General features: G+C 56.4%; 15 protein-coding genes and 2 pseudogenes. 5 read left to right on the top strand and 12 right to left on the bottom strand.

Annotated features, from left to right (window positions below; genetic code table 11):
• Nucleotides 1–16 precede the first annotated feature (16 nt).
• On the bottom strand, nt 17–772 hold the full coding sequence (gene istB / locus ACSQ83_RS32340; RefSeq protein WP_436230925.1) for an IS21-like element helper ATPase IstB: 756 nt from the start codon (nt 770–772) through the stop codon (nt 17–19).
• A gap of 16 nt (nt 773–788) precedes the next feature.
• A pseudogene (locus ACSQ83_RS32335) lies at nt 789–1,175 on the bottom strand (IS21 family transposase); the annotation flags it as partial.
• A 75-nt stretch (nt 1,176–1,250) separates the two neighbouring features.
• Between ACSQ83_RS32335 and tnpA the strand changes: the two are divergent.
• Genes tnpA through ACSQ83_RS32315 form a run of 4 tightly spaced genes read left to right on the top strand, consistent with a single transcriptional unit; the run spans nt 1,251 to nt 4,094 of the window.
• Nucleotides 1,251–1,673: an IS66 family insertion sequence element accessory protein TnpA gene (gene tnpA, locus ACSQ83_RS32330; RefSeq protein ID WP_436230924.1), complete on the top strand. Its 423-nt coding sequence runs from the start codon at nt 1,251–1,253 to the stop codon at nt 1,671–1,673.
• On the top strand, nt 1,667–2,014 hold the full coding sequence (gene tnpB / locus ACSQ83_RS32325) for an IS66 family insertion sequence element accessory protein TnpB (protein ID WP_201085929.1): 348 nt from the start codon (nt 1,667–1,669) through the stop codon (nt 2,012–2,014). Before tnpA ends, tnpB begins: the two co-directional genes overlap by 7 nt.
• A 59-nt stretch (nt 2,015–2,073) precedes the next feature.
• A complete protein-coding gene (tnpC, locus tag ACSQ83_RS32320; RefSeq protein WP_436230923.1) occupies nt 2,074–3,588 on the top strand; it encodes an IS66 family transposase in 1,515 nt (504 codons plus the stop codon).
• A 14-nt stretch (nt 3,589–3,602) separates the two neighbouring features.
• A complete protein-coding gene (locus tag ACSQ83_RS32315) occupies nt 3,603–4,094 on the top strand; it encodes a hypothetical protein (RefSeq protein ID WP_436230922.1) in 492 nt (163 codons plus the stop codon).
• 40 nt (nt 4,095–4,134) lie between these two features.
• Here ACSQ83_RS32315 and istA read toward each other — a convergent pair.
• From istA to ACSQ83_RS32275, 8 genes and pseudogenes are all read right to left on the bottom strand, one after another.
• A pseudogene (istA, locus tag ACSQ83_RS32310) lies at nt 4,135–5,310 on the bottom strand (IS21 family transposase); the annotation flags it as partial.
• Nucleotides 5,311–5,721: 411 nt separating this feature from the next.
• Nucleotides 5,722–7,296, bottom strand: coding sequence for a DUF7024 domain-containing protein (locus ACSQ83_RS32305; protein WP_436230921.1), 1,575 nt, complete (start codon nt 7,294–7,296; stop codon nt 5,722–5,724).
• Nucleotides 7,297–7,660: 364 nt separating this feature from the next.
• The gene (locus ACSQ83_RS32300; protein ID WP_436230920.1) at nt 7,661–8,953 is read right to left on the bottom strand and encodes a glycosyltransferase; all 1,293 of its coding nucleotides are present in this window, start codon (nt 8,951–8,953) and stop codon (nt 7,661–7,663) included.
• Nucleotides 8,950–9,987, bottom strand: coding sequence for a glycosyltransferase family 4 protein (locus ACSQ83_RS32295; RefSeq protein WP_436230919.1), 1,038 nt, complete (start codon nt 9,985–9,987; stop codon nt 8,950–8,952). The genes ACSQ83_RS32300 and ACSQ83_RS32295 overlap by 4 nt, the downstream gene beginning before the upstream one ends.
• A complete protein-coding gene (locus ACSQ83_RS32290) occupies nt 9,984–10,943 on the bottom strand; it encodes a glycosyltransferase family 4 protein (protein WP_436230918.1) in 960 nt (319 codons plus the stop codon). Before ACSQ83_RS32290 ends, ACSQ83_RS32295 begins: the two co-directional genes overlap by 4 nt.
• A gap of 74 nt (nt 10,944–11,017) precedes the next feature.
• A complete protein-coding gene (locus ACSQ83_RS32285) occupies nt 11,018–12,124 on the bottom strand; it encodes a DegT/DnrJ/EryC1/StrS family aminotransferase (protein ID WP_436230917.1) in 1,107 nt (368 codons plus the stop codon).
• A 10-nt stretch (nt 12,125–12,134) separates the two neighbouring features.
• A complete protein-coding gene (locus tag ACSQ83_RS32280) occupies nt 12,135–12,758 on the bottom strand; it encodes an acetyltransferase (protein ID WP_436230916.1) in 624 nt (207 codons plus the stop codon).
• The gene (locus ACSQ83_RS32275) at nt 12,755–13,870 is read right to left on the bottom strand and encodes an FkbM family methyltransferase (protein WP_436230915.1); all 1,116 of its coding nucleotides are present in this window, start codon (nt 13,868–13,870) and stop codon (nt 12,755–12,757) included. Before ACSQ83_RS32275 ends, ACSQ83_RS32280 begins: the two co-directional genes overlap by 4 nt.
• Before the next feature lie 3 nt (nt 13,871–13,873).
• On the opposite strand from ACSQ83_RS32275, the gene ACSQ83_RS32270 reads away from it, so the two are divergent.
• Entirely contained in the window at nt 13,874–14,056 is a 183-nt protein-coding gene (locus ACSQ83_RS32270) for a hypothetical protein (RefSeq protein WP_436230914.1), read from the top strand.
• A gap of 64 nt (nt 14,057–14,120) precedes the next feature.
• Here the strand turns inward: ACSQ83_RS32270 and ACSQ83_RS32265 are convergent, their stop codons facing one another.
• Entirely contained in the window at nt 14,121–14,882 is a 762-nt protein-coding gene (locus ACSQ83_RS32265) for an ABC transporter ATP-binding protein (protein ID WP_436230913.1), read from the bottom strand.
• 14 nt (nt 14,883–14,896) lie between these two features.
• Entirely contained in the window at nt 14,897–15,697 is an 801-nt protein-coding gene (locus ACSQ83_RS32260; protein ID WP_436230912.1) for an ABC transporter permease, read from the bottom strand.
• Nucleotides 15,698–15,817 lie beyond the last annotated feature (120 nt).

Raw genomic sequence — 15,817 nt, 5'->3', positions numbered from 1 at the left:
ATTATAACGAAGGTGATCAGGATGGGGATGAGTCGGATTGCTTTGCGTTGGTCTTTCGCATCGAATCACCTTTTATTGGAAGCCTATGCGCTTGGTGCACGAGCCGGTCGAGGATTGCGTCGGCGAGCGTGGGGTCTTGCAACCACGCATGCCAATGTTCAAGAAGCAACTGCGAGGTGATGATTGTCGAGCGTGAGCCCACGCGATCGTCGATCACTTCGAGCAGGTCGTTGCGCGCGCCCTGATCGAGTTCCTGCAGTCCCCAGTCGTCCAGCAATAGCACGTCAATCTTGGCGAGCTGAGCGAGACGGCGTGTGAAGCTGCCGTCGCCATGGGCGATGCGTAATTCTTCGAACAGGCGCGCGGCGCGCACGTATAACGCGGAGAACCCTTGGCGGCACGCCTGCTGCGCAAAGGCACACGCGATCCAGGTTTTACCGGCGCCGGTCGGTCCACTCAGGATGATGTTCTGGGCGTTGCGGATCCAGTCGCAACTAGCGAGCGTGGCAACGACTCGCTGGTCCAAGCCGCGGCTTTGCCGGACGTCGATGTCCTCGATACAGGCTTGTGGGTTCTTCAGCCTGGCGGCCTTCATCAGGCGTTCAAGACGGCGCGTGTCGCGCCAAGCCGGTTCGCGTTCGACGACCATGCCGAACCGGTCCTCGAACGACAGGCTGGTGCTAGCGGTCAGTGCAGCTTGTTCCTCGAAGGCGCGCGCCATGCCGTCGAGTTTCAGGTGCCGGAGTTGCGAGAGGGTTTGCTGCATCAACATGGTGACCTCCTTCGGGTCAGTGATAATAGTCAGGCCCACGCACGTTCTCGTGTTCGGGGGATTGCCATTCGGTGAGTTCGATCGGAAGCGATACTTGGCGGTCCAATCCGGACTTGAGGATCGATAGGACAGAGCGACGCGTGGGCGAGCCGACCACGAGGGCGCGCTGACAGGCCGCTTCAAGGCGCTCGCGCCCGTATTTGCGGGCCAGCGCTAGCAGCCCCAGACAAGCCCGGTAGCACATTTCGGGATGCGGGCGGTTGGTCAGCAGGTGCCGGACGATTGCCTCGGCGCCGGGGCCAATGGATGCGCCCCAGTTCAGCAGGCGCCCGGGAGTCCACTCCAGGTGAGCGCGGTGAGCGACGGGCATGTGCTCGGGCAACGTCGTGTGTTTGTTGGTAAGCGTCAGCGGATCCCGTCTTGAATCGCGGCATTCCGAATGTGAAGGTGGTGCTTTCGTGAGAACGAGGGCAATGCGGTGGAAGACGAGAACATTAAGGCTGCAACGGCGATGGGCGCACGTCGCCCACGGCAAGGGGAAGCGTTCTGGGGCGAAATGGTTACCGCCTGGAAGGCGAGTGGTGTCGGCGCTCGGCGATTTTGCCGGGAACAGGGTTTGGCGGTAAGCACCTTCAGCCTGTGGCGCAAGAAGCTTTCGACCCACATCAAAGAGATTAAGCCGCCGCTCGCAGTTACTGCGGATGCGGCATTCATCGTTTCCAATCTGGATGGTGAACTGGATCCCTCAAGACCGCCTGTTGCAACGCAAGCGGCTGATGTGTCGCCGTCGCGTGACGGGGTGACGCTATCGCTCGCTGGCGTTCGTATCGAACTGAGCGGCGTTCACGCCGAGCGCATCGTGCGATTTGTGCTTGGACAGCTCGGAGGTGGCCGGTGCTGATTGCCTCGGACGTTCGCGCTTACATTTGTCGCGACCCGGTAGACATGCGCAAGGCGATCGATGGGCTGTCTTATCTCGTCGAGCCGCTACTTGCCCAGAAGCCCGCATCGGGCAACCTCTTCGTCTTCGTGGCGCGCGACCGCTCCAAAGTGAAGATTCTTTATTGGGACCGGACCGGCTTCGCGCTTTGGTATAAACGTCTCGAAAGAGGCCGTTTCCCGTCACCCTCGTTACTTGCTCAGCGCGGCTTCACGCTCGCCGAGCTCAACGCATGGCTCGAAGGCATCGAGATTCCGGCGCGAGAGCCGCACCGCACCGTGGCAGTCACGCGCGTGACGTGAGGTGCTCCAGCGCAGCGCCGAGCTTGTAAACGTGGCTTAAGTTAGGCATCATGGAGCACATGCCACCCAACGCCGTCACTGTCGCGGATCTTCCCGTCGAGCCCGATGCGCTGCAAGCGTTCGCGCTCGAACAGAACCGGCTTGCACGGGTGTTGTGGGAGCAGTTGGAAATCCTCCAGCATCAGATTGCGCAGTTGAACCTTGCGCGCTTTGGCGTGAGCTCCGAGCGCTTGGCGGGCCAAGCCGAGCTGTTTGACGCCGCCACGGATATCCCGGCACCGCCAGCAGTCGACGCCGTTCCTGTAGAGAGTCACACCCGTAAAGGGCGTCCTGCACTGCCCAAGGATCTGCCACGCACACGCATCGAATACGATCTGAGCGACGAACAGAAGTTGGCGTTCGATACGCTCGAACGCATTGGCGAAGAGCGCAGCGAGACGCTGCATTACGAGCCGTCCAAGCTCACCGTCATTGAGCACATCCGCTTCAAATACGTGGCGAAGAAGGACGGCGAATCGACCATCGTGACCGCAAGCGCTCAGCCCTCGCGGTTGCCCAAGAGCAATGCAAGCGCCAGCCTGCTCGCCAACGTCCTGGTCAACACCTATGTCGATCATTTGCCGTTGAATCGTCAGGAAATGCGCTACGCGCGCCGGGGCGTGTACTTACCACGCGCCACGTTGTGCGAATGGAAGCTGGCATCTGCTGAGCTACTCTCGGTACTGCTGCCTAGCTTGCGCGCTCACCAGTTGAAGGCGCCGCGCATGCACGTGGACGACACGACGCTACCTCTACTTGAGCGAGGGCACCCATCAACGCGCACAGCACGATTATGGGGTTATCTGGGCGCGGGCCAGCGCAACGAGAACGGCGTCTGGATCGACCATCCGCCGGCAGTCGTGTTCGAGTTCGCCGAGTCGCGTGCAGGAGCACATCCGCTGCTGTACCTAAACGAATACAAAGGGTATCTGCAGGCCGACGCGTATAGCGGCCATGGTGCGCTATACGAGCGAGGCGATATTATCGAGGTTGGATGTTGGGCGCATTGCCGTCGACGGTTCTTCGAAATTGCTAAGGATCAGAAGGAGCCGGGGCTCGCGGCGCAAGCCCTTCAGTGGATCGCCAAGCTATATGCGATTGAATCGCGGGTCAAAGACCAGGCACCAGACATCAAGCTGGCGGCACGGCGAACCGAAGCCTTGCCGGTGCTTGCACAGTTTCTTCGGTGGCTCAAGGCGAACAGCATTGGTTTGCTCCCACGAGCGCCGCTTGCCAAGGCATTTGGTTATGCGTTGCGGCATTGGGAGGCGCTGATCCGCTATACGGAGAACGGCGTCCTATTGCCAGACAACAATGCTCTAGAACGCCAGATCAGGCCTATTGCCGTCGGACGGGCGAATTGGATGTTCGCGGGTTCTCCACGAGGTGCGCGTGCGGCGGCAACGATGTATTCCCTCATCGGGACGGCTCGCCTCAACGGTATCGAGCCCTACGCGTGGCTGGAACGAACGCTTGAACAACTGCCGTCGTATCCCGTCAATCGCGTGCATGAACTGTTGCCGCTCGCCCGTTAAAACACCTCTACACCATGGACATTCTCGACTCGCTTCGGCGGGCGCCCAGCGCCGAGCTATATCGCCTCTATCTAGCTATCGGCAAAATGCTCGATGACCCCCGACGTATTCTCGAAATACGTCAACGCCTGCATCTGGGGATGGCCGTGAACTACATCGGCGATAACCCGCTTGGGCCGCCAGCGCAAGGCACCATAGTTGAACTCCGCCAGACACAGGCCGTGGTTCAGGACAGCGCAACTCGACGCCGTTGGGGCGTGCTCTATGCGGCGATCATCCCTGAAACGTCAAGTGCTCAGCCTCACGTCGAACCGACACCGCCGCCGAGAACGCAGCGTGAAGAATTCTTCATCGGTGACACAGTTAGCTTCACCGACAAGCACCTAAGCGAGCGCGTCGGAGTCGTCATGAGGCTGAATGCCAAGACCGCATCGGTCGCCGTTAATGACACCGATGGCCATTGGCGCGTTTCGTACTCTTTACTGCGAAAGATCGTCGACATTTAGCCGCGCAAAACCGCCCTAACGGGTTCCGCTGACAGATACGTTTGTTGCGCAGATGGCTGCGGGCATGAGCCGCTACCCGTCTGCCACCGTGAAGGATCTCAACGCCGAAACGGGTCAAGCGGGCATAGACTGGCTGGCGCACGAGACTGTGCGGGGCGCTGTAGTAGTGGTGATCGACCTCAACATGGTAGTCAATGTTGACGACGCATCGCACGAAGGTCGCGATCTCGTAGCGCTGGGCGGGTAACGGCCGCAACGCCGGTTGGTAGAGCCGCTCGAACCATTCGCAGCGATTACCCTGAAGCTTCTTGAAGGGGCGTTGGTTGAGATCAGCAATGAGACCAGCGATCGCGCGGTTCAACTCGGTCAAACTAAAGAAGCGGTGGTTGCGCAGACGAGCAAGGACCCATCTCTGGACCACTTGAACTGCTACCTCGGCCTTCGCTTTATCACGCGGCTTTCTTGGCCGTGCTGGGAGCATCGCTGTCGCGTAGTGGTTCACGAATTCCTGCGCCGCGCGGCCAAGGCCCGGTTCGTATCGGTCAGGTCGCGCAATCAGTGCGCGCGGATTATCTGGGACCAGCAGACTCGGAGCTCCGCCGTAGAATTCCATGGCGCCGATAAGCCCGCCGATCCAATCGTGCGTGCCCTCCGAACGCGTCGCACAGGCATACGTATAGTTCGATGCGCCGAGTACAGCGACAAACACGTGCGCACGAAACGCAACGCCACCGCGCCCGTCGAGGATCGGCATGGTGTGCCCGGCAAAGTCGGCAAACGGCTTCTCGCCGGCGCGGTGTTGCTGGCGCATCGAACGTTTGAGCGTCTGCGCCCAGTCGCGGTAGCGCTGGCAGAACTGGGTGTAGCGGTAGGTGCGCTCGCCGAGGTGCGCCTCAACGTACTCCTCCCACAATAGTTGCAGCGTCACGTTTGCGCGCCGCAACTCGCGATGAACCAGCGCGTAGTCCAGGTCGACACGCCGGGCCTGCGAATTCTGATCGGCCGGCAGGCTCAGCTTGGCCTCGAGTTCATCGTCAGCCAGCGGTTCGACGCTCGCCCAGTCCAGATCGGCCGCGCTTGCACGCGCTGCATACGCCGATACCGCTCCCACGCTGATACCCGCGGCCCGGCTGATCTGGCGGTGCGACAAGCCGCACACCCACTTCAGCCGCAGGACTTCTTTCAATTTGCGCATGCTCATCCGATGTGCCGGCATTACCTGTCCCCTATAAAAGAGACAAGGCTAACGCCCGTCGTTGATGTCATGCGCAACACCACCGCCAGACCGAAATAGCGTTCCCGTTTCGGTCCGGTGATCACTCATTCCGGGAGCGTGATCACCTGTTTCGGCAAGATGATCAGTCGTTTCGGAAACGGGTGATCAGCGATCACCATCAACCGAAATGTCTGATCACCTTCCTCCGGATTCACTGATCACGTTCAACCGGAATCCGTGGTCACGTCCGCCGAAATACGCAATTTACTGTAAAGTGCATTAGAAGAGGGCGAACTCAAGAAGTCATTGTGCCAGTGACGAAACAAAATGTTGGGGAGCGCCTTGCTTTGGCATTTGTTGTCTAAAGTCCACGGTTCGACCCCGCCTGGGTAGTTAGTAACTTGCATGTCTTCAGCCGCTCGCCGACGCGCTTGTCCAACTGTTGCCACCCGGAACTCTTGCGCGCACGGCAACCCTCCTTAGACCAACACCAACCTCAGTTCTCGAGCCATCAAGCGGCGTCGGGTGGGGGACGTAGATTTGAATCTTATACACGGGCTCGAAAAGAAAAAAGGGTAGCGCAACGGTACTGGGTTCCCACGGCGGACTCGATAGTTTCATGTGTTTCTCTACGCTGCCGACTCGCACGCCCACGGTAACATCCAAGTTTTGGCCGTACGCACCACCCGTTATAAGTAGATCAAACGGTCCTTTCATTGGTGTTGAGACCGCGATCTCGATCACGCCCCCGTTGCTCCACGAACCCCACGACTCAGCGGGACATAATCCGTCGATATATTCGACAAAAGCTGGAAATTCACTGCTAGTGAAGTCAAGCCCGTCTTCAAAGGTGCTCAGTCGATCGATATTTGCGTCCGGTAACAGAACAAGTTCACGCGGCACGCGCTTGTGTGCGATTTGCGCATCCCCGATCGTCTCAACTTTCCGGTGGTTCAACTTGCCCAGAAACGTCTGAATGCCGCTTTGAACGAACGACTCACGCCATGCGCCAAGACAGTATTCCTCCGAAAACAGGGTGCCGATAACTCGCTGCTCTTCGCGGATCTGATCGATCAGCATCTGGTCGCCGCCGAGGATTGCCGCGATTTTTTCGCGGGCCTCCGCAACACTTTCCACGGCACCCGCGATGTCGTAGCCGACCATCCGTGCAACCAGGGTGTCCTTGAAGAGGATGACCGGGGTCCCGACTTCCGCCCCTTCAACGGGCGTGTAGTGAACATGACGTGGCTCGCGGGAGTGGTAATACATGACTGCACATTGTTGGAGCAATTCAACAAACTCGCCGTCGGAAACGAATCCCCGGACATGCGAGTCGTTGACAACCTCCTTTTGCCCCCCAACGATTACATGCGGAAAATCACCAAAGTCCCGCTTGAAATCTTCATACACACGCTTGTAGTAAGGGTCCGACATTATATTCGGACACACAAACATGATCTGTTTTGAATTGCCTGTCCATGTGTCTTTGTGCCGGCTGAAATTCATCGGCATTGCGACAGGGAGAAACACATCGCGGTCGGCGATTAATTTCGATTCAATTTCGGCAAGTTGTTCGTACCCCGAAGCAAACCAGAACCGTTCCCGAATTGCGTAGATCGATTCAAAAATTTCCTTTCCATCATAATGACTCAATAAATCAGTGTAGGTGTTTGTTCCCTCAAGACCAAACGCGCGAAGCAGCACAGCGCCTTCGAATTTTCGAAGCGACTCTCGCAACGAAATTGGAAATGGCATCGTGAAAAGAGTACCAAAGTACTCATTCATGTTGGCAACGTTTTTATCGGACCACTCCGATGTATGCAGATCTGCGGAATTGAGTTCACGCAGAACCTCGCCGGGAATCGTTAGCGACGTGTCGTACGAGTAATCGACCGATCCGCTTCGAAACCATGCCTCCGTAGGAATGATTTTGGGGATGAACACTTCGTATCCCATTGCACGCAGTATTGGGACCTCGGTTTTCATGAGGGTTCGGTGGTTCAAAAGCCAAAGTACCCGTTTCGCGCGTGTGGTCATTTAGTCTCAAACTTATTGGTAGGTCGTCTATCCCCGCCCCCATGGGGTGGTCAGATCTGACAGAGTTGCTTTAGATCGCCCCGTCGTGTAGCACGTTATGATTTCCGCGATCCATGCTCATATCTACCTTTGGGGAACGGACCCCGCGTGTACCCACGGCGAGGTCGACTGGCCGGCTAATCACATTGGAAGCGTGCGATCAGACGGCCTTCTAGATCGGGCTTGTCCGCGACAGCCATGCTTTCTTTAGCAATCAAGGTTCAGTTACGGCGAATTTCCCTTTATCCGGCGCTTCGCCGTGCGTTGCAACAAACTAACCCATCACCCGAAGTGACGACACAGTTTCCTTGGCGCTTAGCAATTGCTCACTCGCCCCCCATCGCTTCATTAAACCAACAAAATATGCTTTGGCGGTCACGATTGGCCGCGCCCTCTGAGAGGCAACGCTTTCTTCGACCAGTTGCTTGGCGTAATTTTCAGCTGAGTACGTGAGGGAAGCCCATCGCTGCGCTCGCTCACCCATGGCGATGCGTGCCTCGGGTGCTGAATAAAGCGCCTCAAGCGCTGTCCGGACATTAGTTATCTCATCATCATTCGCAATCCTCGCCACGCAATCTTCCGGAATTTCTGTATAAAAACCTGTGTCGGTAACAATCGTCGCTTTGCCGTAAAGCATGGCTTCGATCGCCGATGCTGATGCCGCCTCCAGACTCGGCCAACGCAAGCAACTCACGATATCAGCCTGTCCGATTGCATGCGCCAAAACGAATGCGTCCGCCTCACCGGAGATCACCAAATTCACGTTCAGACAATTAGCGAGCGCGGTAAGTTCAAACGCCATGTCTGGACTAATATGCCCAACCAATCGATACACGACGTTTTGCCGAAGCCGCGGGCTACTTGCAATGGCCTGGATCACATTGGCGACGCGCTTGTTTCGATTGATGTGCCCGATCGTCAGCAATTTCACCCGGCCATACTTGTTCGGCTCGTAACTCGATGCCACGCCAAGGGCACCGGGCGCATCGTAGGCAAGAGGAACAACCCGCACGGAGCCCGCGCAAGACTCAGCAATCCGGCGCGTGCCCCAATGACTGTGGGTAATAACGCTTAGCGCGAGGGATCCGATCCATTCTGTCAGCGGCGCATTATCCTTCGCATACTCAATAAACGTTTCGCTGCTTGAGAACTTGAAGAACCGCTGAGCCACTTCATCGCCATACCAGCGCTTCAGAATGGCGTCTGCATTCTCCATGTTTTTCTTCGCCCATTCATAGAATAAGTGACCCACGAAGAAATCATGCAGGCATACAACGCCCGGCAAGCGTGCAAGCCAAGCGACCCCACCCTCATGATAGTGATAATTATCACCAATTTGATAGACAGCCACGTCACATGCGGCAGCTGCTTCCAATACCCGCCGCTCATCGTTCCAGGCAATTATCTTTGCGCCGAAATCGTGCGAGAGACTGTGGAGCTCCAGCTCACGTTCAGTGCGCACGATCACCACTTCGTGCTGCTGTGCAATTAGCGCATGGCTCACGAGAGCAGCCATTCTTCCAATCGCAGACGCCCTAACCGTTGGTGTGAAGATAAGCAGTTTCATTGCAGGAGAGTTTCCACCGTCTTCGCCCAGGTAATCCCTAGGCTGTTCAACAATTCACGTGCACCGTCGCCGTACCTGCGTGTAAGGGCTGTGTCTGCAAACACCGCGTTCATGGCATCGGCAAGCGATTCCGGGGACGGCTCGGCCACCCAGCCTGTCTCGCGCGGCTTGACAAGCCCAAGCACGCCGCCGCTATCCGAAGCGGTAATGAGTGCCTTGCCAGCCGTCGCAGCTTCCATCGTCACGTAGGCGAGTGCGTCTTCATCGTAAGGCAGATAGGCGACAGCCGCTGCTTTCTTCAGATAGTTCGCATAGGTTTCTCGCGGCAAGAATCTGAGATCCAATTTGACCCGGTCGCCAAGTCCAAGTCGCTCCACCCTTACTCTCAACGAATCGCCGTCAGCCGGGCTGTCAGGTGGCCCAGCGATGATCAGCTTTACATTTGGATCGGTTTGCGTCATTGCGTCCAGCAGGAGATGTTGACGCTTCATCTGATTGATGCGGCCGCCCGCAAAAATATAGTCGCCGGCTTGACCATCGAGAAATAATTCAGGGTCGTTCGTTGGCGGGACCAAGACTGTGGCATCGAAACCGTTGTATTTCTTGAGCCTTTGCCGCGTTACTTCGGAGATAGTGAATACACGCTTGCTTTCTGCAAACGCTTCATTATCAGCATTGGCGATCAAGGTCCGAATATCTTCGCCCTGCTTTCCGAGGGGAAGATTCGTCTGTCCTACATCGTATAAATCATAGGACTGCCGATATTGATGCACCAACCACATTGTCTTGTTCGGGTGGCGAATGTAGAACGCAGGAAATTTCAACGCGATGACGTGATCGACGTTCCAAAGTTCCAACGCGCGGACCATCAGCATTTGTGATGGAATCTGTGTAGCCGGTTCCCACTGAAAGGGAATGCGCAAAATCTCGGAACCGTGTCCCGCAATAACAAGTTGCTTTTGTAGATTAAGTGCGAGTTCCTCTGCTCCGCCCCACAAGAAAGGCGCCATATTATTGACGATCAGAACTTTCACGCGATCAACCTCTTCAGTACGTGTGCCCACGAGATATTGATCTCGCTCAACCGTTCCAGTGCATTCGCGCCCATTCTTCGGGCCAATGGTCGGTCGAGATACAGCTTGTCCATCGCCTCGGCCAAGGACCGTGCTGTGGGCTCAACAACGAACCCATTTATGCCATCCTGTACCAATTCAAGGACGCCGCCAGAGTCGGTCGTTGTAATAATCGCTTTCGACGCGTGACTCGCTTCTACGCTTGGATAGCCGTAAGAGTCTTCGTCTTCAGGCAGGTAGGCCGTTGCGAGACAATCGGCGAAGTGTTCAACCTTTTCCTCATCGGTAATCCAGCGGTAATCAAGGCTCACGCGATCTTCAACGCCCAATTCCGCTATCCGTCGCTCGAGTTCGCCGGGGTATGCCGGGCTGGAGCTGGAGCCGCAAAGACGCAGCCGAACCGGCGACCTTGTAAATTCCATCGCGTCGACTAGCAAGTGCTGTCGCTTATGATGCTCGAGACGGCAGATACACACTATTTCGTCGTTATATTCGCGACAGTGAAATTGCTCTGATTCGAAAACAGGAGGATAAAGCACCTCGCTGTCGACACCGTTGTATTGCCTGAGCCGGTCTGAAACCACACGCGAGTTGGTAAAAATTTGCTTCGCCTCGCGCAACGCCGTCGTGTCCGCCTCGTGCAATGCCGTTCGAATTGCCCGATGCTTTTCATCGTCCGGGCATCCCCGATACAGTTCGTTGTCCCACAGATCGTAGAAAGCTCGAATGTGATGGATGAACCAAAGTATCTTGTGCGGATGCTGGATCAGGTGTGCCTGCGGCCGGAAACAAATGACCCGATCGGCCGCCGACAAATCGATCCAGCGGAATGCGGTCATTTGCTGAAAAAGGAGGTCCGGCACGTCGACCTGAGGCAGATAAATACGCTCCACCTCGTGTCCCTCTTTCTCCAGCATTGCCTGCAGCCATTCGACTATGTTTCGCGCGCCACCATAGATGAACGGGACGAACGTCGAGACTAATGCGATCCTCATGCTTGACGCAACGCCTGCTTGAGACTTTCGGCAACGCGCTCTACATCCGCCTTCGTCAGCGCCTGATGCGTTGGCAAGTTAATTCCTCGCTGGGCCCAAAGATCGGCGACCGGGTAGGCGGTATCTTCACGATATGGCGGCAATACATGCATCGGATAAAACACGGGACGGGTTTCAATTCCGCCCTCGTCCAGCAGGCGCATTACCGCGTCACGGCGCGCTGCCTCGCCTTCGCGAAGAAAAATGGTGTACATCCAGTAGACCTGCTTCACCGAGTCCACTTCCTTCGGCAAAACAATCTGATCCTCCAAGTCGGCGAGAGCCTCGGCGTACCAACCGGCCAATCTCGCACGGTCACCAAGCGAGTTCTCGACCGTCTCCATTTGCGCAAGCCCGATCGCCGCTTCAATGTTCGTCATGCGGTAGTTGTAGCCCACAACAGGGAACCAGTAGCGCCGGCTCAAATCCATACCTTGTCCACGAAACAGGCGTAGTTTCTGCGCAAGCGCGTCGTCATTCGTTGTCACCATTCCGCCTTCACCGGTCGTGACGATTTTGTTGCCGAAGAAACTGAATATTGCACAAGCGCTCATCGAGCCGACCTTAACACCGCGCACTTCGGCACCGTGAGCTTCCGCCGCATCCTCAACCACCCACAAGCCATTGCGGCGCGCGATGGAGTTGATCGTCTCCATCTCTGCCGGATGCCCATACAAATGAACCGGAATGATGCCCTTCGTCTTCGGCGTGATTTTTCGTTCGATTTCTGCTGGGTCAATGTTCATGGACGGTGCCTGCACGTCGACCAATACCGGGACAGCACCGCAATATCGAACCGCGTTCGCGGTAGCGATGTAGGTCACTGTCGGGATGATGACCTCGTCACCCGGCTGTAGATCCAGGGCAACGACCGCCAGATGCAGCGCAGTGGTACCGTTATTCGTAGCTATCGCGTGCTTGACGCCGCAGAAGCGGGCAAACGCGTCTTCGAACGCCGTAATATATTTTCCGACTGACGATATCCAGTTCGTATCAAGGCAGTCGAGGACGTATTTACGCTCGTTTCCATTGAGCACAGGCTGTGCGACAGAAATTCTATTCACTTGGTTTCTCTCAACGTATAAGCGGTCGCGCAGGCACTCCGACGACCGTTTGATTATCATCTATATCGGAGATTACGACACTTCCTGCGCCGATCATGACTTCCGAACCGATGTGAATTTCCGGAATCACCCGGCTCCCAATGCCGAGAAAGCTTTGGATTCCAACAGTGACGTTCCCCGCCAGTCCGCATTGCGGCGCAACATGCACGGCCTTGCCAATTCTACAGTCGTGATCGACACACGCTCCTGTATTGACGATCGCCAAGTCGCCCACAAACGCTTCCGCATTGATGACAGCACCCGCCATGATCGCGATCCCAACGCCCAGGCGGGCCGTCGGCGAGATGACCGCGAATGGACTGATTGCGTTAACCAGTTCATAGCCTTGCGCAACGGCCAGATCGGCCAGTCGCGCTCTCAACCGATTGGACCCGATTGCAGCGAACACACGCGTGTAACCTTCGTCCCGCAAACGGGCGAGGTTCTCATCGCCCATCAGAACGGGAATGCTCAGGCAATAATCTTGACCTGGGGTGTCTCCAATGCAGAAGTCGACCGCCTCGCCCATGCCGAGCAAGCTTTCGACGCACACCTTCGCATGGCCTCCCGCACCTATGACGACGATACCTTTCATGCTTTCAGGTCCAGTTTTTTCCATGCGAGCGAATCCGGTCGAGCAAAGAACAGATTGGCGCTGTCCGCCATGGCAAGCTGCTCCGAAGGGACATTTTCCAGCACGCCAGTGTCCGGATTGATCGCAAAATAAATGAGTCCCAGCACGGCGAAAGCCTCGAACCACTGATCAAGCGAATGACCGGCCCGCTTCAAATGGGCCGACGACAATTCCACGATCAGCGCCATATTCGGATTGCCAGATATCAAGGAACGAGCTCCCTCGATAACGTCGAGCTCCGCTCCCCCGGCATCGATCTTCAATAGATTGACGGCTTGCCCGCTTGGCAGGGCACTGTCCAGGGTAACCGATGGAACGTCGATCTGTTCCTTCATGTAGCCGCCTGGAAGGTCGAGCGGAATGAGGGAGTGGCGCTCGCTCGTCGTACCAAGGAACAATGTTGTTTCACCTACACGGTTTGAAACTGCAGCGCCATGGACCTCGATCATGTCGGCGAAGCCGTTCATCCTGAAAGACCTTTCCAGCAGACTACGCGTGCCCGGGAATGGCTCGAAAACAAATATCTTTCCCCTGCCATGCATGGCCCGGGCGGCGGCGAGCGACAAAAGTCCAAGGTGTGCGCCGACGTCGACAAACGTGTCTCCTGGCTCGAGAAATTCCTGTATCAGCAAGCGCACACCACATCTCTGGTCACCCGTTTCAATGAGCCCGGCGAGCACCGCATGATCGGAATCTGCGCACAGCACATAACCTGCCGGCGTCTTCACCAGGACGGTGTCATGGTCGCTATGGACCGCCACCCGCCGCGCAGAAGCCGCGCCGAAGTCCTCAATACGATCAAGGCGGGAGGACATGCTGGTGATGTAAGCATCCGTTGCCAATTGCATGGTCTCTCGCATCGTGGCGACTGCGGCCTGCAACTCGCGAGTAGCGTTGTCGTGGGATCGAAGCACCTCCTCTCTGACCGACTCTCTGGAAACCTGAATATTCTGGTGCAAACCAAGAGACAGCCTTTGAGCATCTGTGAAGCCGGTGTCGTGCCAGTGTTGTGCATTTACCAACACTTCATACTGCACGCTGGCCGTCGCCGCATGCAGAGCGCCAAGCTGCATGACATGAGCCTGACGAACGTCATGTTTCAAGTCCGCAATCGTGCGCTGGAGCTCGTCCCTCACGCCTCGAAGCTCATCCTGTACGGTTTGAGCGAGATATCGACGAGTCCGAAAGGCAAGAGGGCGAACCACCGGAAGGGCCATGCGGTAAACGATTCGAACGGCTTTTCGAGCGGCACGCTTTAACAAGGAGGGCCTGCGTGGCGATGGCGGGCTCCCGCCATTCGACCCAGCGGAGTGTCGATCAGCCTCACGCATTTGCTTTCGCCTCCACGCCGAAATAGGCATCCAGAACCGTCTGCGGATCACCGTCCATCTTGAGCTTGCCGTGCTCAAGCCAGAGCACGCGATTGCACGTGTGCGCAATGAGCTCGCGTGAGTGCGATGCGATCACCAGCACGTTGGTTGCCTTGACCAGTTCGGTCATGCGCAGTTCGGCCTTGTGCTTGAAACCCTCGTCGCCGACCGAAAGCCATTCATCCATCAGCAAAATCTCCGGCCTCACAATAGTCGACACGGCGAACGCGAGCCTCAGATGCATACCCGTCGAATAGGTGCGCATCGGCATGTCAACAAAATCGCCCAGTTCGGAAAAGTCGATGATTTCGTCGATTTGCTTCTTGATGTGCCCGCGCGTCATGCCGAGCAGGGCTCCGCGCATGTAGATATTTTCGCGCCCGGTTGCTTCGGGGTCTGTTCCAAGCGAAATATCGATCAGCGAGCCAATTTCGCCCCGAATGACCGCGGTCCCCGCCGACGGTTCGTACACCCCGCCCAGCAGACGCAATAATGTGCTTTTGCCCGCGCCGTTGTGTCCGAGGAGGCCCACGCGGTCACCGTCACGCAGCGTGAAGCTCAACCCTTCAAGCGCACGCACGACGACGCGCCCGTCCTTGTCCGCGCCAATTTGCCCACCCGTCGCGACTTGCATCAGCCTTTTTTTCAGCGACCTGCCATTCGCGTTGTAGATTGCGAAATCGACGCTGACGTTCTCGAATTCAATAAATGCCATAATTTCCGTCTTGGTTACAGCCAGTAAGCAATGCGTCGCTTATAACGTCCGTAAAGCACGACTGCGAATAACCAGCCCGCCAATGCCATTGCACACGCAACAACCCAGTTCGTCATTGTCGGAAGATCTCCGAGCAACGGAGCGCGAACAATTTCCAGCAGATGATATGCAGGGTTGAAATCCAGTAAATAAAAGCTGGCCGCTCGCGGCAAATGTTTTGGCATCCACATAATCGGCGTCAGATAAAACACGACCTGCAGAACGCTGCCGACGATTTGCGCCAGATCCCGGTACCGCGCGCATAAAAGAGCGAGGATCAAAGCAATCCACGTCAGATTCAATAAAAGCAGCAAAAAACCGGCGATGGACAGAAATGCAGTCAGATGCAGCGGCTTTCCGACCACTAAAAGGATAATCGGAAAAATAACGATATTATGTCCGAGGATCAGGATATTGCGCCATATCATGCGCAAGATATGAACGAACAACGGAATGGGCAACTGCTTTATAATGCCCTCAGCGGCAATAAATCCTGTGCAGCCTTCAGTAACAACCGTTGATATGAATCCCCACAAAATAATACCAATAGCAATGAAAGGCAGAAATTCCGCCATAGGCGACTTGAAAATCGTGCCAAAGACAATGCCGATCGTGCCAATCATCACACCCATACTGATGGTCAGCCAGAGCGGTCCAAGTGCTGAGCGCCTGTAACGTTGGCGAACATCTTGCCAGCCGAGCATTCCGACCAACGAAAAGCGGCGCGTTGCTGCCGAGATATCGGACAGCGCGCTTACAGTGGAACTCTTGCGCATATAAAGCAATTTCTCGAGAAAAGTTCCACGATTTTAGACTTGGACGGGGTTGAGGTCCACCAACTTGTGTCCAGCGACCTGCTTTCGGTATCCCGGAGCTTGGCAAGGCGCAGAAAAAGC

The organism is Caballeronia sp. LjRoot29 (assembly GCF_964252755.1).
Taxonomy (GTDB): Bacteria; Pseudomonadota; Gammaproteobacteria; order Burkholderiales; family Burkholderiaceae; genus Caballeronia.
The sequence above is the reverse complement of the archived record's forward strand: the minus strand, read 5'-3'. Positions and strand labels throughout refer to the sequence as shown.

Excerpts from the sequence above, each read along its gene's own strand:
- istB (WP_436230925.1), bottom strand. The coding sequence starts at position 772 with ATGTTGATGCAGCAAACCCTCTCGCAACTCCGGCACCTGAAACTCGAC.
- tnpC (WP_436230923.1), top strand. The coding sequence starts at position 2,074 with ATGCCACCCAACGCCGTCACTGTCGCGGATCTTCCCGTCGAGCCCGAT.
- ACSQ83_RS32315 (WP_436230922.1), top strand. The coding sequence starts at position 3,603 with ATGGACATTCTCGACTCGCTTCGGCGGGCGCCCAGCGCCGAGCTATAT.
- ACSQ83_RS32305 (WP_436230921.1), bottom strand. The coding sequence starts at position 7,296 with ATGAAAACCGAGGTCCCAATACTGCGTGCAATGGGATACGAAGTGTTC.
- ACSQ83_RS32300 (WP_436230920.1), bottom strand. The coding sequence starts at position 8,953 with ATGAAACTGCTTATCTTCACACCAACGGTTAGGGCGTCTGCGATTGGA.
- ACSQ83_RS32290 (WP_436230918.1), bottom strand. The coding sequence starts at position 10,943 with ATGCTGGAGAAAGAGGGACACGAGGTGGAGCGTATTTATCTGCCTCAG.
- ACSQ83_RS32280 (WP_436230916.1), bottom strand. The coding sequence starts at position 12,758 with ATGAAAGGTATCGTCGTCATAGGTGCGGGAGGCCATGCGAAGGTGTGC.
- ACSQ83_RS32275 (WP_436230915.1), bottom strand. The coding sequence starts at position 13,870 with ATGCAGCTTGGCGCTCTGCATGCGGCGACGGCCAGCGTGCAGTATGAA.
- ACSQ83_RS32270 (WP_436230914.1), top strand. The coding sequence starts at position 13,874 with ATGAGCCTGACGAACGTCATGTTTCAAGTCCGCAATCGTGCGCTGGAG.
- ACSQ83_RS32265 (WP_436230913.1), bottom strand. The coding sequence starts at position 14,882 with ATGGCATTTATTGAATTCGAGAACGTCAGCGTCGATTTCGCAATCTAC.
- ACSQ83_RS32260 (WP_436230912.1), bottom strand. The coding sequence starts at position 15,697 with ATGCGCAAGAGTTCCACTGTAAGCGCGCTGTCCGATATCTCGGCAGCA.